19 protein-coding genes are annotated in these 21,500 nt (G+C 62.8%); 15 read left to right on the forward strand and 4 right to left on the reverse strand.

The genetic code is table 11. The features are described 5' to 3' along the window. Positions 1-17 precede the first annotated feature (17 nt). The gene (locus tag NKI96_RS02615) at positions 18-944 is read right to left on the reverse strand and encodes a LysR family transcriptional regulator (protein WP_023754872.1); all 927 of its coding nucleotides are present in this window, start codon (positions 942-944) and stop codon (positions 18-20) included. Positions 945-1,042: 98 nt separating this feature from the next. Between NKI96_RS02615 and NKI96_RS02620 the strand changes: the two genes are divergently transcribed. The 13 genes from NKI96_RS02620 to lpxB all read left to right on the forward strand — a co-directional run bounded on the left by NKI96_RS02620 (position 1,043) and on the right by lpxB (position 14,150). Continuing rightward, positions 1,043-1,570, forward strand: a complete 528-nt coding sequence (locus tag NKI96_RS02620; RefSeq protein ID WP_352802784.1) for a nuclear transport factor 2 family protein — start codon at positions 1,043-1,045, stop codon at positions 1,568-1,570. 34 nt (positions 1,571-1,604) lie between these two features. Next, complete coding sequence (locus tag NKI96_RS02625) at positions 1,605-2,714, forward strand: aldo/keto reductase (RefSeq protein WP_023745113.1); 1,110 nt, start codon at positions 1,605-1,607, stop codon at positions 2,712-2,714. Positions 2,715-2,864: 150 nt separating this feature from the next. Continuing rightward, positions 2,865-3,587 carry a UMP kinase gene (gene pyrH, locus NKI96_RS02630; protein ID WP_023671026.1) on the forward strand — a complete coding sequence of 241 codons (723 nt, stop codon included), beginning with the start codon at positions 2,865-2,867 and terminating at the stop codon, positions 3,585-3,587. Positions 3,588-3,688: 101 nt separating this feature from the next. Further along, positions 3,689-4,243, forward strand: coding sequence for a ribosome recycling factor (frr, locus tag NKI96_RS02635; RefSeq protein WP_023671027.1), 555 nt, complete (start codon positions 3,689-3,691; stop codon positions 4,241-4,243). 31 nt (positions 4,244-4,274) lie between these two features. Beyond that, positions 4,275-4,997: an isoprenyl transferase gene (locus NKI96_RS02640; protein WP_023748403.1), complete on the forward strand. Its 723-nt coding sequence runs from the start codon at positions 4,275-4,277 to the stop codon at positions 4,995-4,997. 11 nt (positions 4,998-5,008) lie between these two features. Continuing rightward, complete coding sequence (locus NKI96_RS02645; RefSeq protein WP_352802787.1) at positions 5,009-5,824, forward strand: phosphatidate cytidylyltransferase; 816 nt, start codon at positions 5,009-5,011, stop codon at positions 5,822-5,824. A 103-nt stretch (positions 5,825-5,927) separates the two neighbouring features. Beyond that, positions 5,928-7,070 (forward strand): RIP metalloprotease RseP, encoded by a 1,143-nt coding sequence (gene rseP, locus NKI96_RS02650; protein WP_023688578.1) that lies wholly within the window; start codon positions 5,928-5,930, stop codon positions 7,068-7,070. 217 nt (positions 7,071-7,287) lie between these two features. After that, positions 7,288-9,654, forward strand: a complete 2,367-nt coding sequence (gene bamA / locus NKI96_RS02655; protein WP_023693445.1) for an outer membrane protein assembly factor BamA — start codon at positions 7,288-7,290, stop codon at positions 9,652-9,654. 77 nt (positions 9,655-9,731) lie between these two features. After that, complete coding sequence (gene lpxD / locus NKI96_RS02660) at positions 9,732-10,790, forward strand: UDP-3-O-(3-hydroxymyristoyl)glucosamine N-acyltransferase (protein WP_023693446.1); 1,059 nt, start codon at positions 9,732-9,734, stop codon at positions 10,788-10,790. 1 nt (position 10,791) lies between these two features. Next, a complete protein-coding gene (gene fabZ / locus NKI96_RS02665) occupies positions 10,792-11,244 on the forward strand; it encodes a 3-hydroxyacyl-ACP dehydratase FabZ (RefSeq protein ID WP_352802790.1) in 453 nt (150 codons plus the stop codon). A 15-nt stretch (positions 11,245-11,259) separates the two neighbouring features. Continuing rightward, positions 11,260-12,093 carry an acyl-ACP--UDP-N-acetylglucosamine O-acyltransferase gene (gene lpxA, locus NKI96_RS02670; protein WP_352652944.1) on the forward strand — a complete coding sequence of 278 codons (834 nt, stop codon included), beginning with the start codon at positions 11,260-11,262 and terminating at the stop codon, positions 12,091-12,093. After that, a complete protein-coding gene (locus NKI96_RS02675; protein WP_023832084.1) occupies positions 12,080-12,982 on the forward strand; it encodes an LpxI family protein in 903 nt (300 codons plus the stop codon). The genes lpxA and NKI96_RS02675 overlap by 14 nt, the downstream gene beginning before the upstream one ends. Further along, positions 12,972-14,150, forward strand: a complete 1,179-nt coding sequence (gene lpxB / locus NKI96_RS02680; protein WP_352802794.1) for a lipid-A-disaccharide synthase — start codon at positions 12,972-12,974, stop codon at positions 14,148-14,150. The genes NKI96_RS02675 and lpxB overlap by 11 nt, the downstream gene beginning before the upstream one ends. A 154-nt stretch (positions 14,151-14,304) precedes the next feature. Here the strand turns inward: lpxB and gltA are convergent, their stop codons facing one another. Together gltA and gltX are read right to left on the reverse strand one after the other, a co-directional pair. Beyond that, positions 14,305-15,636 (reverse strand): citrate synthase, encoded by a 1,332-nt coding sequence (gene gltA / locus NKI96_RS02685; protein WP_023671037.1) that lies wholly within the window; start codon positions 15,634-15,636, stop codon positions 14,305-14,307. A 180-nt stretch (positions 15,637-15,816) separates the two neighbouring features. Next, positions 15,817-17,241: a glutamate--tRNA ligase gene (gltX, locus tag NKI96_RS02690; RefSeq protein ID WP_023706238.1), complete on the reverse strand. Its 1,425-nt coding sequence runs from the start codon at positions 17,239-17,241 to the stop codon at positions 15,817-15,819. 462 nt (positions 17,242-17,703) lie between these two features. On the opposite strand from gltX, the gene arr reads away from it, so the two are divergent. Both arr and NKI96_RS02700 read left to right on the forward strand, forming a co-directional pair. Next, complete coding sequence (gene arr, locus NKI96_RS02695) at positions 17,704-18,120, forward strand: NAD(+)--rifampin ADP-ribosyltransferase (protein ID WP_023754865.1); 417 nt, start codon at positions 17,704-17,706, stop codon at positions 18,118-18,120. A gap of 106 nt (positions 18,121-18,226) precedes the next feature. Beyond that, positions 18,227-20,683 carry a ComEC/Rec2 family competence protein gene (locus NKI96_RS02700; RefSeq protein ID WP_352514060.1) on the forward strand — a complete coding sequence of 819 codons (2,457 nt, stop codon included), beginning with the start codon at positions 18,227-18,229 and terminating at the stop codon, positions 20,681-20,683. Here NKI96_RS02700 and lexA read toward each other — a convergent pair. Beyond that, positions 20,677-21,459, reverse strand: a complete 783-nt coding sequence (gene lexA / locus NKI96_RS02705; protein WP_023671041.1) for a transcriptional repressor LexA — start codon at positions 21,457-21,459, stop codon at positions 20,677-20,679. The genes NKI96_RS02700 and lexA overlap by 7 nt on opposite strands. Positions 21,460-21,500: the final 41 nt, after the last annotated feature.

A 21,500-nucleotide genomic window follows, 5' to 3' on the forward strand; every position in this document is an offset into this window, starting at 1 on the left:
GAAAAGGGCTTCTCAGCTCAGGCAACTCGGCCGGGTGTCCGCAAGGATGCTCGGCCGATTTCTTGTGCGGTGTCGATGAAGGCCCTGAGCTTTGGCGCCGTCGACGCCCTGCGCGGGAAGTAAAGGAAGAGGCCGGGCTCCTCGATCGCCGTTTGCGGCAGGATCTGAACGAGGCGGCCGGCGGCCAATTCCGCGCGCACCAGCGGCTCGAACACATAGGTCAGCCCGACGCCGGCAAGCGCAAGGTCGATCGCGGCCAGCGAATCGGTGACGATGACCGTACCCTTCGTCTCGGCCACGACATCCTTGCCGTCCTCAGTCAGGTCCCAGCGATAGAGTGCGCCGGAGCGCACAAGCCGGTAGCCGATGCAATTGTGGTCCGAAAGATCCGCCACACCGCGCGGACGGCCATGCCGGCCGACATAGGCGGGGGAGGCGACGATCACGGCGTTGAATGGCGGCGTCAGCCGGACCGTGACCATGTCCTGTGCGATCATCTCGCCCAGCCGGATGCCGGCATCAAAACCCTCGCCGACAATGTCCACCAGCCCCTGGTCGGTGAGCAATTCGATGGTCACATCAGGATAGCGTTCAGCCATCGCGGCGGCCACGGGAGTGACGGCAAGTGGAACGGCGATGTTGGGAACGTTCAACCTGAGCAAGCCGGAGGGCCGGCCCTTGATGGCTCGGATGCGGTCCATCCGGTCGGCGATATCCTGGAGGGCAGGGGCTGCCGTCTCCACCAGCGCCTTGCCGGCTTCCGTCAGCGAGACGCTGCGCGTGGTGCGCGCAAACAGCGGCTGGCCGATCCGCTCCTCCACGAGGCGCACCGCATGGCTGACGGCGGATGGGGACATGCCCAGTTCGGCCGCAGCTAGCGCAAAGCCGCCGCGTCGGGCAACGGCGACGATGACAGGCAAATGACTGAGCAGATCCCGATCCATTCATGCATGATATCGCATAGTCCTTGCGAACACTTCAATGTTCTCGATGCCGACAGGCTGACCCATATTGCCGTCACCAATGCACAAGGAGAAGAGAGATGAATGCCTTGAAACACGCTACCTTCGCCGCAGCCCTTGCTCTGGCGCCGGCTGATGCCGGCGGCGCCGAGCCGTCCGGTTGGCGCGGGCTCGCCGACGAACGCGCCGTCATCCGCATCGCCGATGCCATCGACCGTGCCGTCGATGCGCAGGACTGGAAGCTTGCCCGCTCCTATTTCGCCGACCGTGTCACCGTCGACTTCAGCAGCCTGTCAGGACAGCCTGCCGCCACCATCCCCTCCGACGATCTGATCGGTACCTGGGCCGGCAACCTCAGGGGCAGCAAGACCAGCCTGCATCTGCGCACCAATCACCAGGTGATCTTTGAGGCGGACGCGGCGACCGTCTCTTCGAACGGCTATGCCGGGAACCGGATGGAAGGCAATGGCGACCCGCTGTGGGAAGTCTGGGGCACCTACGAGCACCATCTGGTTCGCTCCGGGACTGGCTGGAAAGTCGACGGCTTCGTTTTCCGCGCCACGCATGAGCGCGGCAATCCCTGGGTCAAGATGACGCCTGGCCAGTGAGCCGGCGTCAAGAAATCAGGATAGGAAAAACACCATGACCATGAGCTATTACACACTGGGCAACAGCGGCCTGCGCGTCAGCCGGTTGGCACTGGGCACCATGACCTTTGGCACCGAATGGGGCTGGGGCGCGGACAGGGAAACCGCGCGCGCCATGGCCGACGCCTATGTCGAGGCCGGCGGCAATTTCTTCGACACCGCCGACCTCTACACCGGCGGCACAGCCGAAACCTGGCTCGGCGAATTCATCGCCGAGCGAGGCTTGCGCGACAGAGCCGTGATCGCCACGAAATTCACCTTCAACGCGGAGCCCGGCAATCCGAACGCCGGTGGCAATGGCCGCAAGAACATCTTGCGCGCCGTGGACGCCTCGCTGAAGCGGTTGGGCACTGACTATATCGACCTCTACCTCCTCCATGTCTGGGACGGGCTGACGCCGGCCGAGGAGGTCATGCGCACGATGGATGATCTCGTGCGTGCGGGCAAAATTCGCCATGTCGGCCTGTCCGATGTGCCGGCTTGGTATGCTGCCCGCGCGCAGACGATCGCCGAGTGGCGCGGCTACGAGCCGGTGTCGGCCCTGCAGCTTGAATATTCGCTGGCGGAGCGTTCGATCGAAAATGAGTTCGTGCCCTTCGGCACCCGCCATGGCGCAGGAATCATGGTGTGGAGCCCGCTGGCCAGCGGGCTGCTCAGCGGCAAGTACCGGCCGACGCAGGAAGGCCATGCCGGCCGGCTCGACGGCTTTCGCAACACCACTCATCCGGGGTTCCAGAAGTTCACCGAGCGCAACTGGGCGATCGTGGCGGAGCTCGAAAAAGTTGCCGCCGAACTCGGACGCAGCATGGCGCAGGTCGCGCTCAACTGGGTGGCAACGCAACCGGGCATCGCCACCGTGATTCTTGGCGCCACCAAGCTGGCGCAGTTGCAGGACAATCTGGCGGCGTTGGATTTCACTTTACCCGCCGAGCTTCGCGCGCGGCTGGATACGGTCAGCAAGACACCGCCGCCATTCCCGTACGCCTATTTCGGTTCCGACATACAAGCCCGGGTTACCGGCGGCGCCGTGACCGGCGACAAGCCGTTGGGTTATGCGCCGCCGCTGCTGGTCGAGGGCGACGCCGTCAGCATCACCAGCAACTGACGGGCCGCGACGGGAAGGCGGATTTGGGCGAGGGGCGCCGCGGGACATCGCGGCGCCCTTCGTGTATCGGAACTCGGCATCGCGCCAGCGGCGGCGCCCGCGCGAGGGCGGCCTGCCCAGGCTGCCACACGCAACAATGACGAGGTCCAGATGACGGCAAAGCCCCTCTATCGACGTGTCCTGCTGAAAGCGTCGGGCGAAGCGTTGATGGGCGAGCAGCATTTCGGCATCGATGTCTCGGTGGTCGACCGAATCGCCGCCGACATCGCCGAAGCCCGCGCACTTGGCATCGAGGTCGGCGTCGTCATTGGCGGCGGCAATATCTTTCGCGGCGTGGCGGTGGCATCCAAGGGCGGCGACCGCGTCACCGGCGACCACATGGGCATGCTGGCCACCGTCATCAACTCGCTGGCGCTGCGCACCTCGCTGAACAAGATCGGCGTCGATGCCGTCGTGCTGTCGGCCATCGCCATGCCCGAACTTTGCGAGAGTTTTTCCCAGCGCCAGGCCACCGCCTATATGAACCAGGGCAAGGTCGTCATTTTCGCCGGCGGCACCGGCAATCCGTTCTTCACCACCGATTCGGCCGCGGCCTTGCGCGCCGCCGAGATCGGCGCCGACGCGTTGTTCAAGGGCACCCAGGTCGACGGCGTCTATTCGGCCGATCCCAAGAAGGATCCGAATGCGACCCGCTTCGAGCGCATCAGCCATGCCGAAGTCATCAACAAGGGCCTTTCGATCATGGATACCGCCGCAATTGCACTTGCGCGCGAAAACAACATCCCGATAATCGTCTATTCGATCCACGAAAAAGGTGGTTTCGGCGATATTCTGCGGGGCGGCGGCCGTTGCACGATCGTCGCCGACGAGTGACCCGGAGTATACTCTCCTAAAAAGGGGATCAGTTTTTGAAAGCGGGTCCGAATATAGGCCCTAAGCACTGAACCCGGATCAAACGGGTCGAGGAGACTAAGATGAGTGGTGAGTTCGACGACCTCAAGCGGCGCATGGATGGCGCGATCGCCGCCTTCAAGCACGATCTGGCTTCGCTGCGCACCGGCCGTGCCTCCAGCAATCTTCTCGACGCCATCCAGGTCCAGGCCTACGGCACCACCATGCCCATCAACCAGGTGGCGAACGTGTCGGTGCCGGAGCCGCGCATGATCTCGGTTTCGGTATGGGACAAGTCGATGGTCGGCGCGGTCGACCGTGCCATCAGAGAATCCAATCTCGGCTTCAATCCGATCGTCGACGGCACCAATCTCAGAATTCCGCTGCCCGAGCTCAACGAGCAGCGCCGCAAGGAACTGGTCAAGATTTCGCATGGCTACGCCGAGAACGCCCGCGTTGCGGTGCGCCATGTCCGTCGCGACGGCATGGACTTCTTGAAGAAGGCGGAAAAGGACGGCGACATCAGCGAGGACGATCAGCGCAAGCGCTCCGATCAGGTCCAGAAGCTGACCGACGAAACGATCAGCACCATCGATCACCTGCTTTCCGATAAGGAAGCTGAAATCATGCAGGTCTAGGGTCGGCCCACACCGGCCCGAAAGCGAGACAATGGCAACGCCCGCGCATGTCGCGATCATCATGGATGGAAACGGACGCTGGGCCAAAGCGCGCGGCATGCCGCGGCTTGCCGGCCATCGCGCCGGCGTCGAAGCGCTGCGCAAGACGGTGCGCGCCGCGCCCGGTCTCGGCATTTCCTTCCTGACCGTCTACGCCTTTTCGTCGGAAAACTGGTCGCGGCCCAAGGCCGAAGTGAGCGACCTGATGGGGCTTTTGAAGCTGTTCATCCGCCGCGATCTGGCCGAACTGCACCAGAACGGCGTGCGCGTCAGGATCATCGGTGACAGGGCGGGGCTGCAGCCGGACATCAGGGGCCTGCTCGAAGAGGCCGAATCGCTGACTGCGCGCAATGAATCGCTGACCTTGGTCATCGCCTTCAACTATGGCGGGCGTGACGAGATCGTGCGCACGGCACGCAAGCTCGCAGCCGCAGTGGCGCGCGGCGAGATCGACGCAGAGGCGATCACGGCAGACACTTTTGCCGGCGCCCTCGACACCGCAGGCATTCCCGATCCGGAGCTGGTCATCCGCACCAGTGGCGAGCTTCGGCTGTCGAACTTCCTTCTGTGGCAGGCAGCCTACAGCGAACTGGTTTTTCTGCCTTGCTACTGGCCTGACTTCAGCCGCGAACACCTGGCCGACGCATTGCGCGATTTTGCTGGCCGCGAGCGCCGTTTTGGCGGGCTTGCCGCTCAAGATGTCGCTGCCTCGTGATCGGCGGCGGGATGAACAATCTTCAGCTTCGCATCGTCTCGGCGCTGGTGCTGGCCGCAATAGCGCTTGGCCTGACCTGGTTGGGAGGGCTGTGGTTCCGCCTGCTTTGCGCCGGGATATCGGCGGTCATCTTCTATGAATGGGCGCGCATGTCGCGCCCCTTGGCCGGTGCGACCCTCGGCTTCATTCCCGAAGCGCTGCTTCTGTTTTTCGTCGTCGCCCTGGTTGCAGGCGTGCCGGCATCGTGGCTTCTGTCTCTTGTCCTGGCCATGGTTGTGGTCGCTGCTGTCGGCGCCCGTATGCGTGGAGCGGCGCAATGGGATGCAGCCGGTCTTGCCTACGCGGCTTTGTCCGGCTTATCGCTGGCGCTGCTGCGCGGCGGCGACCATCCCGGCCTGGTCGCAATCCTGTTTCTGTTCGCCGTGGTCTGGGCGACCGACATCTTCGCCTATTTCGTCGGCCGCTCCGTCGGTGGGCCCAAGCTCGCGCCATCTATATCCCCCGGCAAGACGCAGAGCGGCGCGCTTGGCGGCGCTGTCGGCGGCGTGGCCGCCGGCGTGCTTCTGGCTGCCGCCGCCGGGGCCGGCAATCTTGGCGTCCTCGCCTTGGTTGCGCTGGTGCTGTCGATTGTTGCCCAGGCTGGCGATCTCTTCGAATCCTGGGTCAAGCGCCGCCACGGCCGCAAGGATTCAAGCGCGTTGATACCCGGGCATGGCGGTGTCATGGACAGGGTGGACGGGCTTGTCGCGGCGGCTTTTGCCCTATACGTGATCGGCTGGATTTCGGCGGGCGCCGATCATCCGGCGCAGGGGCTGTTTCCGGCTTGAGTGATATTTCACGGCGAAGAAATGGCGCACGCCACGGATTCGCCTGGATTGATGTCACAGTCGCGGCGACACCTTTTGCCGCGGGTGAATTTGAGGGCACGACTTGAACGAAATTCTTCACGCGTTTTTCAGCACGGAAGGCTTTGTCCTCGGCACGCTGGTGCCGTTTCTGTTCGTGCTGACCGTGGTCGTCTTCATTCACGAAATGGGACATTACCTGGTCGGCCGCTGGTGCGGCATTGGCGTGAAGGCCTTTTCGATCGGCTTCGGCCCCGAACTTCTCGGCTTCAACGACAGCCACGGCACGCGCTGGAAGCTCTGCGCCATACCGCTCGGCGGTTATGTCAAATTCGTCGGCGACATGAGCGCCACGTCGAGCCAGCCGAGTTCGGAAGATCTGGAAACGCTGACTGACGCTGAACGCAAGGTCGCCTTCCACACGCAGCCGATCTGGAAACGCGCCGCCACGGTGGTGGCCGGACCGCTGTTCAACTTCCTTTTGACCATTGCCGTCTTTGCCGTGCTGTTTTCCCTCTATGGCCGCCCTGTGTTTGAGCCGATGGTGGCGGCGGTCACCGCCGGCAGTCCAGCCGAAAGGGCCGGCATTTTGCCAGGCGACCGATTCGTCGCCGTCGACGGCAGCAAGGTTGAGACCTTCGCCGACGTCCAACGCCTGGTCTCAGGCCGCGGCGGCGACGCCATCACCTTCACCATGTTGCGCGACGGCAAGGAGGTCACCGTCGTCGCGACGCCGGAGCCGATGGAGCAGCTGGACGCGCTGGGCAACAAGGTCAAGGTGGCCGTCATCGGCGTCGTCAACAACAAGGATGTCGGCCAGCCCAGGCTGATCACCTACAGCCCTGTCGGAGCAGTCGGCGCCGCGGTCGAGGAGACGGGGCACGTCATTCAGCGCACCGGCCAGTTCCTGCAGCGATTCGTTGTCGGCCGCGAAGACAAATGCCAGCTGGGCGGCCCGATCAAGATCGCCAAGATGTCGGGGCAGGCGGCAAAGCTGGGCTTCCTGTGGCTGGTGCAGCTCGTCGCCGGACTGTCGGTCGGGATCGGAATTCTGAACCTTTTGCCGATTCCCCCCCTCGACGGCGGCCACCTCCTGTTCTACGCACTCGAAGCCGTTTTCCGGCGTCCGGTATCGGAGCGGATGATGGAAATGGGATACCGGGCCGGCCTCTTTCTGGTGCTGGGATTTATGGGCTTCGTCTTCTGGAACGATCTGTTTGGGTGCTGAAATCATGAAGAAATTTGGCTTCAGCACCGGCAATGTTGAGACGCCGTTTACCATGCACGGGGGTATGCGTGACGCGAAAGCCACGCATCAGGGTTAAGTAATTACAAATTAACCTGAAGCCTTGCGTGTAGGGAAAATCCGGTTAATACGGTAGGAGAAATTACCGCACGTCCGGTTTTCTCGCCGTGGGGACTTCGAGAAAAGGTACAAAAGCCCGATGAAGGCAGCATCCAAATTTTTGAGCGCCGCGTCCGCGGTGGCTATGTCCGCCGCTCTGGTTGTACCAGGTGCGCTCGCCGTGCAGTTCGTTGCCACATCTGCGGCGCAAGCAGCCGTTGTCTCGAGAGTCGAGGTCAACGGCAACCAGCGCGTAGACGCCGACACCATCCGCAACTACATCACGATCAAGCCGGGCAAGGCGTTTTCCAGCGCCGATATCGACGATGCGGTCAAGGCACTGTTTGGTACCGGGCTGTTCTCGGACGTTCAGATCAATCAGGTCGGTTCGACGCTGGTGGTCAAGGTTGCCGAATATCAGGTCGTGAACCAGGTTCTGTTCCAGGGCAACAAGAAGCTCAAGGACAATGCGCTGGCAATCGCCGTGCAGTTGAAGCCGCGCGGAACGTTCTCGCAGGCAACGCTGGACTCCGATGTCGAGGCGGTGAAAGCTGCCTACAAGCGAATTGGCCGCGACGATGCCGCCGTGACGACGCAGATCATGGACCTCGGCGACAACCGCGTGAACGTGGTCTTCAACATCAACGAAGGCGGCCGCACCAAGATCGCCGCAGTCAATTTCGTCGGCAACAGCGCCTATTCGAGTCGCCGCCTGTCCGACGTCATCGCCACCAAGCGCTCAAGCTTCCTGTCCTTCGTGCTGCGTGACGACGTCTATGACGAGGACAAGCTTCGCGCCGACCAGGAATCGCTTCGCCGCTTCTATTACAATCACGGCTATGCTGACTTCCAGGTGGTCTCTGCTGTCGGTGAGCTCGACGACACGACCAACCAATACACCGTTACCATCACCGTCCAGGAAGGGGACCGCTATACGTTCGGCGACGTCAGCGTCGAGAGCACCATTCCCGAAGTCGACTCGAAGGCGCTGGAATCGGTGGTTCAGACCCACAAGGGCGACGTCTACAACGCCAAGGATGTCGAGGACACCATCATCGCGCTGACCGAGAAGGTGGCGGGTTCTGGTTATGCCTTCGCCCAGGTGACGCCGCGCGGCGACCGTAACTTCGAGAATCACACCATTTCGGTCGTCTACACGATCGACCAGGGCACCAAGGCCTATGTCGAGCGCATCGAAATCCGCGGCAACGACCGCACGCGCGACTATGTCATTCGGCGCGAATTCGATGTCAGCGAAGGCGACGCCTTCAACCAGGTTCTCATTCAGCGCGCGAAGAAGCGGCTGGAAGCGCTGGATTATTTTGAGAAAGTCGACATTTCGACTGTTCCGGGTTCCGAGCCTGACCAGGTCGTGCTTGTGGTCGACGTGGTCGAGAAGTCGACTGGTGAGTTCTCGATCGGCGCCGGTTATTCGACCGGTGGCGAGACTGCCGGTCCGTCCGTCGAGGGATCGGTTGCGGAGCGCAACTTCCTCGGTCGCGGCCAGTACATCAAGGTCTCAGCCGGCGGCGGCAAGAATTCGCGCGACTACAGCCTGTCCTTCACCGAGCCCTATTTCCTCGGGCGCCGTATCGCCGCCGGTTTCGATATCTTCCAGCAGACGCGAAATTATTCGGACTACGACAGCGAGACGCTGGGTGCGACGGTTCGCTTCGGCCTGCCGATCACCGATAATATCTCGACGCAGCTAGCGTACAATATCGCGCAGGAAAAGTATAAATATGATGATGACTGCTTGACCAGCGGCACCTATGATCCCTCGAAATGCGACGTTTCTGCCGCAATTCGAGAGGGTATTGATGAAAGCCCTTGGATCAAATCGTCCGTCAGTCTCGGCTTGGTCTACAACACCATAGACGACATGAAGAGCCCGCATGAAGGCATCTACGCCACCACGACTGTGGAAGTGGCCGGCCTTGGTGGCGATGCCAAATTCGTCAAGGTTACCGGTCGCGGCACCGTCTACCAGACTCTATCAGAACAGTTGGATCTGGTCGGCCTGATCTCCGGCGGTGCTGGCCATATCGCGGGCTATGGCGATAATGGACTGCGTATCTTCGATCAGTTCAAGAGCAGCGACCGCATGATCCGCGGCTTCGAGTATGGTGGCATTGGCCCTGTGGATATTGCAACAGGTGACCACCTCGGCGGCACCACCTATTTCAATGCTTCGGCGGAAGCTCAGTTCCCGATACCGGTCATTCCGGAAAGCTTTGGCGTGCGTGGCGCTGTGTTTGCTGATGCCGCCACACTGTACGGCAGCAAGATTGATACTCCTGGCGTCACTCAGGCCTCGGTTGATATGAAGTTGCGCGCGTCGGTTGGTGTCGGCTTGTTGTGGTCATCGCCCTTCGGCCCGATCCGCATCGACTACGCGATGCCCGTCAAGAAGGAAAAGACCGACGACGTGCAGGAATTCAACTTCGGCATGTCGAGCCGCTTCTGATCTTGCGGTAACGATGCTTCCGGGCCGTTGGGGTCCGGAAGAGAATTGATCCGACCAAGCTGGATATTGCTTCTGGAATGACCGATCCGGTGTTCTTCGCGCCATCACGCCGGTATACGGCCGGCGAAGTCGCGAATCTGACCGGCGCATGGCTTGTCGATTCCGATCTTGCCCACATATCGATCGATGCGTTGGCGCCAGCCAACGAAGGCGGCGAGGGTGCGCTCGTCTTCGTCGACGGCAAGCGCAATTTCGCGCTGATGCAGTCGCTGAAGGCGGCGGCCGTGTTTTGTCCCGCCGAGTTCGCCGGCAAGGCGCCGGCCGGCATTGCGGTTCTGGTGCATCCGCGCCCGCAGCAGGCCTTCGCCATGATCGGCCGGCTGCTGTTCCCGACAGCGGCTACGCCGGGACCGATGACCAGCGAAACCGGGGTCTCGCCGCAAGCTCATGTCGATACCACGGCGCATATCGAGGCAGGCGCGATCATCGAGGCCGGAGCCGTCGTCGGCCCGCGTGCTTCCATCGGCAGCGGAACGGTCATTGCCCCCCACGCCGTTATCGGTCCGTCATGCCAGATCGGCCGCGACGGCTATATCGGACCAGGTGTCAGCGTCCAGTACGCGCTGATCGGCAACCGCGTCATCATTCATGGCGGCGCCAGGATCGGCCAGGACGGCTTCGGCTTTGTCGGCGGCGCCAAAGGCCCTGAGCGTGTGCCGCAGGTCGGCCGCGTCATCATTCAGGACGATGTCGAAATCGGCTCGAACACGACCGTCGATCGCGGCGCCATGTCGGATACGGTCATCGGTCAGGGGACCAAGATCGACAATCTGGTGCAGATCGCCCATAATGTTCGCATCGGCCGCAATTGCATTATTGCCGGGCTCTCTGGTATTTCCGGCTCCGTCACCGTCGGCGACGGTGTCACCATGGGCGGCGGCGTTGGCCTTGCCGATCATTTGACCATCGGATCAGGGGCCAAGCTTGCTGCAAGAAGCGGGTTCATGAGCAACGTGCCGGCGGGCGAGATCTGGGGAGGCTATCCGGCGCAGCCGATGGCGGAAGCCATGCGCGAGATCGCCATGCTGAGGAAGCTCGCCAGGACGCGCAAGCAGGGCGAAGGGGGAAGTAGCTGAGATGGTACCGGCGACGCTCGAAGCGGTCGATATAGTGGGGTTGATGAAGCTTTTGCCGCATCGCTATCCCTTCCTGATGATCGACCGCATCATCGAAATCGACGGCAATGATTCTGCCATCGGCATCAAGAACGTGACCATCAATGAGCCGCATTTCCAAGGCCATTTCCCGGACCAGCCGGTGATGCCGGGCGTGCTCATCGTCGAGGCCATGGCGCAGACCGCCGGCGCGATCTGCATCCGTAACCTCAACACGGAAAAGCCGTCGCTGGTCTATTTCCTGACCATCGACAACGCGAAATTCCGCAAACCGGTCGTCCCAGGCGACCAGTTGAAGATCCACGTCAAGAAAATCAAGATGCGCGGCAACCTGCTCAAATTCGCCTGCGAGGCCATGGTGGAGGGCACAAAGGCCGCCGAAGCCGAGATCTCGGCAATGATGGTTACCGGCTGACGGTTCGAAATGCTCATGAAAATACAGACTTCAATCCACCCCTCGGCCGTCATCGAGGCCGGCGCGCAGATCGGCGAAGGCGCCTTCATAGGACCTTTCTGCTATGTCGGCGCTGACGCCGTGATCGGTGACCGCGTCGAACTGGTCAGCCATGTCTCGGTGCTGGGCGCGACAACCATTGGCGCCGCGACCAAGGTCTATCCAATGGCGACACTGGGCGGACCGCCGCAGAACACCAAGCACAAGGGCGGCCGCACCACTTTGGTCATCGGCCAGAACTGCACGATCCGCGAAGGCGTGACCATGCATCTCGGCACCGATTCCAGCCGCGGCGAGACGACCGTCGGCGACAACGGCAATTTCCTTGCCTATGCCCACATCGCTCACGATTGCGTCGTGGGCAAAAACGCCACCTTCGCCAATGGCGCGACCCTGGGCGGCCATTGCGAGGTCGGTGACAGCGTTTATATCGGCGGCCTCAGCGCCGTTCATCAGTTCGTGCGTGTTGGTGACAACGCCTTTCTCGGCGGCTGCTCGGCTTTTGTCGGCGATGTCATTCCCTACGCCATTGCGGTGGGCAATCGCGCCAGCCTGCGTGGACTCAACATCATCGGCCTGAAGCGCGCCGGGTTGCCGCGCGCCGAAATCTACCTGCTGCGCAAGGCTTACAAGACCATCTTCGACCGCTCCCGCACTGTCGGCGAGAACATCGAATTCGCCAAGGCCGAGTTTGCGTCGTCGCCGACGGCCATGAAAATCATCGATTTCATCACCAGTCGCGGCAAGCGGCATTTTGCCGTCCCGTCGCTCAAGGGTGGCGACGGCGACGATGCCGATGACGAAGGCTGAGGCCACTTCAACGGGCCTCGATCTTGCGCCGGACGCCAGGGTCGGCATCATTGCCGGCGGCGGTAGCTTGCCGGTCGAAGTTGCCGCCGGCCTGGCGGAGGCCGGACATCCGCCCGTCATCATCCTGGTCGAAGGTCAGGCCGACCGTCAGTCCGACCTCACAATCTATGAGCATGAAAGCCTTGCGCTGGAAGACATCGGCTCGCTGGTTGCGTTGCTGAGGCGCCGGCGGATCACCCATCTTGTGCTTGCCGGCGAGATCAGGCGCAGGCCGCGGTTGGTCGACATGCGCCCGAGCCTTGGGCTATTGGCGCTTATACCCTCGCTCGCCATGGCGCTTGCCCGCGGCGATGACGGGCTGTTGAAGATATTGACCCGCGGCCTGGAGGCACGGGGCGTCAAGGTTGTCGGTGCGCATGAAGTCGTGCCCCGGCTCGTCGCGGCCGAAGGGCCGCTGACCAAAGCAGTGCCGCGAAAGTCCGACTGGCGCGATATCGAGGCGGCACACGCGGCGGCAAAGGCCATCGGCGCGCTCGACATTGGTCAGGCGGCAATTGCCATCGGTGGCCGCACTGTTGCCCTGGAAGGCGTCGAGGGCACCCACGGACTGCTCGAGCGGACGCAGCAGTTGCGCGGCCATGGCAGGCTGGCCGGCAAGACGCGCGGTGTCCTGGTCAAATGCGCCAAGCCTGGCCAGGAATTGCGTGCCGATCTGCCATCTATTGGCCCCCAGACCGTCGAGGCGGCGCATGCCGCGGGGCTCGCCGGCATTGCCGTCGAAGCCGGCCGTTCGCTCATCCTCGAAGGCCCCGCCGTTGTCGCGCGCGCCAATGCGCTCGGCCTGTTCGTGTTCGGCCTGCCGGCTGCGGAGTCTGTCCATGGCAGCTGAGAAGCCGCTGAAGATTGCCATCGTCGCCGGCGAAGAATCCGGCGACCTGCTGGGCGCCGACATCGTGCAGGCGCTGAAGCGCATGACCGGGCGCGAGGTGCAACTCGTCGGCACTGGCGGGCGGCATCTGCAGGCGCTCGGACTGGCGCCGCTGTTCGACGGCGCCGAGATCGCGCTGATGGGGCTCAGCGCCATCCTGCGTGACTTGCCGCGCCTGATGCGGCGGATCAGCCAGACGGCAAGTGCTGTCGCCGCCGAAAAACCCGACTGTCTGATCACCATCGACAGCCCCGATTTCTCGCTGCGCGTCGCCAAAAAGATCCGCGCCGCCGATCCGTCGATCCCGATCGTCCATTATGTCTGCCCGAGCGTCTGGGCGTGGCGGCCGGGTAGGGCGGCCGCAATGAAGCCCTATGTCGACCACATACTGTGCATCCTGCCTTTCGAGGTAAAGGAGCTCAGCCGTCTCGGCGGCCCCCCCGGCACTTACGTCGGACATCGCCTCACGCATGATCCAGGCGTGCTGGGCGCGGCCAGGGCGCAAGCCCAGCCACGCGATCTCTCGGCCGATCACGTCAAGACGCTGCTCGTCCTGCCAGGGTCGCGGCGCGGCGAGGTCAGCCGGCTTATCGGTCCGTTCGGCGAGACGGTGTCGGCGCTGCGCGCGCGTGGCCACCGGCTGCGGCTGTTGCTGCCGACGGTGCCGCATGTCGCCGAACTGGTCAAAACATCGGTGGCGCGCTGGGATCAGGAGCCGGAAGTCATCCTCGATCCCGAGCGCAAGTGGCAGGCCTTCGGCAAGGCCGATGCGGCGCTGATCGCGTCTGGAACGGTGTCACTGGAACTGGCGATGTCGGGTGTCCCGATGATCTCTTGCTACAAGTTCGATCCGATCATGCTGATGGCGCAGAGCCTGATCACGGTGTGGAGCGCTGCTTTGCCCAACCTTATTGCCGACCGGCCGGTCGTGCCGGAAAGCTACAACCAGTATGTGCGGCCGCACTATCTGGCGCGGCAGCTCGAGGCACTGTTTTCAGACACCGCCTACCGCGCTTGGCAAAAGGACGGCTTTGGCGAGGTTGCCAGACGCATGGCCACCGACAAGCCGTCCGGCGATATCGCCGCGGATGTCGTTCTTCGCCACATCGGGAGAGCGAATAGGGCTTAGCGAGTGAATAGTGATTAGTGAATAGTGAATAGTGAACAGTGAATAGTGAATAGTGAATAGGATTAACGCACTCTCGACTATAATCAACGTGCTACTTACTACCTGCTACTTACTACCTGCTATTCACTACTTACCATTCACCATTCACTCTCTTTCACCTTTTCGCAATCGGCACGTAGTCGCGTTCCGGGGCGCCGGTATAGAGCTGGCGCGGGCGGCCGATCTTCTGGTGCGGGTCCTCGATCATTTCCTTCCACTGCGCGATCCAGCCGACGGTGCGCGCGACCGCGAACAGCACGGTGAACATGGTGGTGGGGAAGCCCAGCGCCTTCAGCGTGATGCCGGAATAGAAATCGACGTTCGGATAGAGCTTCTTTTCGATGAAGTAGGAATCGGTCAGCGCGATCTTTTCCAGCTCCATGGCGATGTCGAGCAGCGGATCGTCCTTGATGCCGAGTTCGCCGAGCACCTCATGCGCCGTCTTCTGCATGATTTTCGCACGAGGATCGTAGTTCTTGTAGACGCGATGGCCGAAGCCCATCAGCCGGAACGGATCGTTCTTGTCCTTGGCGCGGGCGATGAATTCCGGGATGTGGTCGACATGGCCGATTTCTCCCAGCATGTTGAGCGCCGCCTCATTGGCGCCGCCATGCGCCGGGCCCCACAGGCAAGCGATGCCGGCGGCGATGCAGGCGAACGGATTGGCGCCCGACGAGCCGGCAAGCCGCACCGTCGAGGTCGAGGCGTTCTGCTCGTGGTCGGCATGCAGGATGAAGATGCGCTCCATGGCGCGCGCCAGCACCGGATTGATCTTGTATTCCTCGCACGGAACCGCAAAGCACATATGCAGGAAGTTGGCGGCGAAGTTCAGCTCGTTCTTCGGGTAAATGAAGGGCTGGCCGATATGGTATTTGTAGGCCATGGCCGCAATCGTCGGCATCTTGGCGATCAGCCGCATCGAGGCGACCATGCGCTGATACGGATCCGAAATATCGGTGGAGTCGTGATAGAAGGCCGACAGCGCGCCGACCACGCCGCACATCACAGCCATCGGATGCGCGTCGCGGCGGAAGCCGGTGAAGAAGCGCGACATCTGCTCGTGCACCATGGTGTGGCGCGTCACCCGGTAGTCGAAATCGTCCTTCTGCGCCTTGGTCGGCAGTTCGCCGTAGAGCAGGAGGTAGCAGACTTCGAGGAAGTCGCCATGCTCGGCCAGCTGGTCGATGGGATAGCCGCGGTGAAGCAGGATGCCGGCATCGCCGTCGATGAAGGTTATCGCCGACTCGCAGCTCGCCGTCGAAGTGAAGCCGGGATCGTAGGTGAAGGCGCCGGTGGTGTTGTAGAGCGCACCGATGTCGATGACGTCGGGCCCGACCGAGCCGCTCCGCACCTTGAATTCATGCGTCTTGCCGGCCAGTTCGAGCGTGGCAGTCGACGGGTGCGTCGTCTTGCTGCCGGTTTCCAGTCTCGTCGCAGCTTCGCTCATTCTCAAACTCCTTCATCTTCCTCATGCCGGCAAGGCAATTCCTGCAAACGACACGTCGAAATCACCGGAATGCGCGAACTCGCCACCGCATTTAGGAAGTGCGTGCCAGATTGGGCCAAGGCCTAATGTTGCACTGCGAAACCCGCCTTTCAATGCCAATCTTTTTGGGCCAGCTCGCTCCTAATCGATTTGATCCGCAATCCGCGCCAGGCTTTCCTCGCGGCCAAGCACGGCAAGCACGTCGAACACGCCGGGCGAGGTGCTGCGGCCGGTAAGGGCCGCCCGGAGCGGTTGGGCCACGGCGCCGAGCTTGTGGCCGCCGGCCGCTGCGAACTTGCGCACCGCGGCTTCAGCCGCGGCAGCCGACCAATCGCCCGAAACAGTCTGCAAAGCGGCATGTGCGCCGCGCAGGATCGCGCGCGCGTCGGCACTGAGCAGTGCTGCCGCCTTCTCGTCGATCGGCAGCGGCCGCTCGACGAACAGGAAGGCAGCGCCATCGGCCAGTTCCACCAGCGTCTTGGCGCGCTCTTTCAGGCCAGGCAAGGCGGCCAGCAGCTGCGCCTTCCTGGCGTCGTCGAGACGGGCGGCGATAGCAGATCCGCCTTCGAGGTATGGCAGAGTGGCGACGAAAATGTCGAACAGCTCGGTATCGGCCATCTTGCGCATATGCGCGCCGTTGATTGACTCGAGCTTGGCGAAGTCGAAGCGCGCCGCACCCTTGTTGACATCGCCGATGTCGAACCACGAAATCATGTCCTTGATCGACATGATCTCGTCGTCGCCATGGCTCCAGCCGAGCCTTGCCAGATAGTTGAGCAGTGCCTCGGGCAGATAGCCCATGGCGCGATAAGCCTCGACACCGAGTGCGCCGTGCCGCTTCGACAGCTTGGCGCCGTCGGCGCCATGGATCAGCGGGATATGCGACATCGACGGGACGTCCCAGCCCATGGCGTTGTAGATCACCGTCTGGCGCGCGGCGTTGGTCAGATGGTCGTCGCCGCGGATGATGTGGGTGACGCCCATGTCATGGTCGTCGACGACGACGGCATGCATGTAGGTCGGATTGCCGTCCGAGCGCAGGATGATGAAATCGTCGAGGTCCTTGTTGGGGAAGCGCACCTCGCCCTGCACACGGTCGTGCACCACGGTTTCGCCCTCGGTCGGCGCCTTGATGCGGATGGCGCCCTTGACGCCGGGAGGCGCCTCCGAGGGGGCACGATCTCGCCACTGGCCGTTGTAGCGCGGCGGCAGGCCCTTGGCGCGTGCGGCCTCGCGCATCGCCTCGAGCTCGGCAGGCGTCTCGTAGCTGTAATAGGCCTTGCCCAGGCGCACCAGCTCCTCGGCCACCTCACGGTGGCGCGGCGCGCGCTCGAACTGCGATATGGCCTCACCGTCCCAGGAAAGGCCGAGCCAGGTCAGCCCATCCAGAATGGCCTGTGTCGCCGCCTCGTTGAAGCGTTCGCGGTCGGTGTCCTCGATGCGCAGCACCATCGTGCCGCCGGTGTGCTTGGCGTACAGCCAGTTGAACAGCGCCGTGCGCGCGCCGCCGATATGCAGATAGCCGGTGGGCGAGGGGGCAAAACGGGTGACGACCGTGTCGGACATGGAACTCTTGGAACCTTGGAAAGCGGAGCGTGATCGCGCGGACTTTCGCGCTTTGCGCGTTCATGTAGCATAGGGGGTCTGGGGCGCAAGGGGCAGACCCGATGGCTGGACGTGGCCGGGGCACGTCGGCAATTATCGGTTGCGTCAACTGGCGCTGGAGCCTTGTAGCACAAAATCTGTTCGCACCCTCCGCGCAACCTCGTTTGGCAGCAGCGTCAATGTCTGGGTTTCATTCGGCTGCAGCGTCCGTCACAGTGCCTGGAACATCGCTGCGACGGTGGTAGCCCCCTCTGACGAGCGGACATTTCTTCACGGATGCGGCACTGCCCGACTACAACGCCGCCGTGACAGCGTTGGCTTGGTCACGCATATTGACCTTTCTGCAATCATTATCGTGAACACCGCAACTGTGTGCAGGCCGGTCTCGCCACGAAGGAGGCATGATTGAAAGAAGGACTACCGATGACCGAAAACGCCGACCATACGGAGGGTGATCCGTTCTACCATGGTACCCGGGCGGATTTGAAACCCGGGGATCTGCTGAGCGTCGGCCACCCTTCCAATTTCAGAGGTAAACCACTGTCATGGATCTATTTCACCCAGACACTGGAAGCCGCCATCTGGGGAGCAGAGCTTGCAACGGGTGACGGTCGTCAAAGGATTTACATCGTAAAGCCGACGGGGTTTTTTATGGATGACCCTAACCTGACCGACAAAAAATTTCCCGGTAATCCGACGAAATCCTACCGCTCCCGTGATCCGTTGCTCATCCTGGGTGAACTCGGTGAATGGCAGGGTCATACACCGGAACAATTGAAGGCAATGCACGATGGGCTTGCTCGCCTGAGGGCGGAGGGCCGGGATATGATTGAGGATTGAGCGTCCTTGGCGGGTCAATTCCGGCGCGGTGGACGCGACCGCACGGACTTTCGCGCTTTACGCGTTCATGTAGCATAGGAGGTCTGGGGCGCAAGGGGCAGACCTGATGGCTGGACGTGGCCGGGGCACGAAGGAAGGCGAAGGCGCCGAGGCAGGCGTCAGCGAACGCTCGCTGTTTGCCGATAGTCCCTATGCCGAGCCGCTGCCCCTCGCGCTGCCTGAGCCGCATCCCGGCATAGCGCCCGCGCTGCCCGGTGACGCGTTGCCGGCGCAAGTCACAGCGCCCGGATCTATCGCCCGACTGCGCAGACGGCTTCGCCGCCCGTCATGGCCCGCGCTCCGCCGCAGCCTTGCCGTGGCCGCCAACACGGAGCTCGACCGGGGCGTCGCCTTCCTGCTGGTCCCGGTTTTCCTGGCAGCCGGCGTCATCGTCTACTTCTCGCTGGCCGGCGAGCCGGGCTTTGCGCAGCCAATCGCCATTGTGGTGCTGGCGACATGTTGCGCTGTCGCCACGCGATCGCGGCCGAGGACGCATCTGTTCTGCATGGCCGCGATGCTGTGCGCGCTCGGCGTCGTCGCCGCCAAGGTCGAGACCTGGCGCGCCGGAACGCAGATGCTCGGCTCCGAGATTCAGACACGGCTGACCGGCCGCGTCGTCAGTCTCGAACAGATGGAAAGCGGCCGCATCAGGCTGACGCTCGACGTGGTTTCGACCGCTTACCCCGAGCTGCGCTACGCCCCGGAGCGGGTCAGGCTCTCGGCGCGGACCGTTCCCGCCGATATGACCGCCGGCTCCCTGATCACCGGCTATGCCAGGCTGTTGCCGCCGACCGGTCCGGTGCGGCCGGAGAGCTACGATTTCTCCTTCGACAGCTATTTCACCGGTATCGGCGGCAGCGGCTTCTTTCTCGGCAATCCGAAAACCATTGCTACGCAGGGACCGCCGCCGCTGACCGCACGGCTCTCCTCGGCAATCGAGAACGCGCGCGAAAACATTGCCGACCATATCAGGGGCAAGATCGGTGGCGCCGAAGGCGAGATTGCCGCGGCGTTGATTGTCGGGGTGCGCGCCGGCATCCCGGACGAGGTCAACGAAGCGATGCGGCGCACCGGCATCTACCACATCATCTCCATCTCCGGCCTGCACATGGCGCTGGTTGCCGGCACCATCATGGCGTTGCTGCGTGGCGCCTTTGCGCTGTTTCCCGATTTCTCTTCGCGCCGGCCGGTGAAGAAATATGCGGCCGCGGCAGCGCTTGTCTCGATCGCCGCCTATCTCGTTATTTCAGGCGTCGTGGTTGCCGCCGAGCGCAGCTTCATCATGCTGGCGGTCATGCTTGTCGCCGTGCTGTTTGATCGCGCCGCACTCACCATGCGCAATCTGGCGATCTCCGCCATTGCCGTCATCCTGGTGTCGCCGCACGAGGTGGTCGGTCCCAGCTTCCAGATGTCGTTTGCCGCCACTGCCGCCCTTGTCGGCGCCTATGCCGGCTGGGCCGATTACCGCGCCGACAAGGTGAGAACGCCGCCGGCAAAGCGCTCCTTCGTCGGCTTCCTGTCGCGAAAATTCGCGCTGGCCATGGGCGGCCTCGCAATGACCTCGATCATCGCCGGCAGTGCAACCTTGCTGTTCGCCATCTGGCATTTTCAGCGTGTGTCGCCGCTCAGCCTGATCGCCAATCTGGCCGTGATGCCGATTGTTTCGTTGATCGTCATGCCCTTTGCCGTGCTCAGCGCACTGGCGATGCCGTTCGGCGCCGACGGGCCGTTCCTCTATGTGATGGGCAAAGGTCTGATGGCGATGATCGCTATATCGGCCTGGATTTCCGAGCGCTCGCCGGTCGACGCCGTCGGGCTGATCTCCATCCGCTCGGTGCTGTTAGTGGCGGTCGCCCTCGTCATCGCCACCATGGCCACCACCTGGCTCAGGTTGGCGGCCGTGCCTTTCGCGCTGGCCGGCCTGTTGACGGTGCCGCAGGTGCTTACGCCAGACGTGCTCATATCCGAGGATGCGCATCTGGTGGCCATGCCGATCGGTGGCGGCGAACTCGCCCTCAACCGCGAACGCTCCAACGAATTCACCACGGACAATTGGAAACGGGCGCTGCGGGCCGAAACCATTATCCCACCTGAGATTTTCGAGGCAACAGATACGCGGTTCGATCTCGATCCGCTCGATCTGCCGCCCGGCTCGCCCTTCTATTGCACCGGCGATCTCTGTATCGCCCGGCACCCTTCCGGAGCCATTGTAGCGCTTGCGAAAGACCGCAAGACGGCGCGGCCGGCCTGTGCCTTCGCGAGCCTGATCGTCATCGATGACGCCACCGCTTACAATCCGTGCCGCGACCCGCTGGTGCTGGTCGTGACGAAGAAACAGCTGGCCCGCGACGGCAGCGCCGCCGTCTTCTTCGATCCGCAATCGGCAGCTGCAGCGCCAACCATCCGCTTCGCCGTCGACAAGCCGTATCGCCCCTGGCACGAGCAACGCCGCTTCTCCCGCGAAGCGCGCGGCCTGCCGCCTTACAACCAGCGTGAAAAGTACAAACCCAAGCCGGCTCAGTAGCGCCGGATCAATCCGACAAGCTTGCCCTGCACCTTCACCCTGTCCGGTCCAAAAATGCGGGTCTCGTAGGCCGGGTTGGCGGCTTCCAGGGCGATCGAGGCGCCCTTGCGGCGGAAGCGTTTCAGGGTCGCTTCCTCATCGTCGACCAACGCCACCACGATCTCGCCGGGGCTGGCTGTGTCGGCATTGCGGATGATGACCGTGTCGCCATCGAAAATGCCGGCCTCGATCATCGAATCGCCCTTGACCTCGAGCGCGTAGTGTTCGCCGCCCATGATCATATCGGGCGGCACCGAGATCGAATGGGTCTGATGCTGGATGGCGTCGATCGGCACGCCGGCGGCGATGCGTCCCATAACCGGGATTGAAATCGCGGAAACGGCATCGTCATTGCCGGCCGACATCGAACGCGACGGCGAGCCCGGCTTGATCTGGCGGCCGAGACCGCCTTGGCCCAACGCGCCTTGTCCTTGGCCGCCTTGCCCTTGGCCGGTTTGACCAAGACTGCCCTGAATGATGCTCGGCGAAAACTTCCTCGCCGCATTGAGGCCTGGTGCGATCGAGTCGGGCAGCCGCAGCACTTCCAGCGCGCGCGCCCGGTTCGGCAGCCGGCGAATGAAACCGCGCTCCTCAAGCGCCGTGATCAGGCGGTGGATGCCGGACTTGGAGGCGAGGTCGAGCGCTTCCTTCATCTCGTCGAAGGACGGCGGGATTCCGCTCTCCTTCAGGCGTTCATGGATGAACATCAGAAGCTCATGTTGTTTGCGCGTCAGCATCGCGGCCCCCAAGGGTTCTGAAACCAGAATCAGAAAAAACA

The organism is Mesorhizobium sp. M0292 (genome assembly GCF_040321695.1).
Classification (GTDB): domain Bacteria; phylum Pseudomonadota; class Alphaproteobacteria; order Rhizobiales; family Rhizobiaceae; genus Mesorhizobium.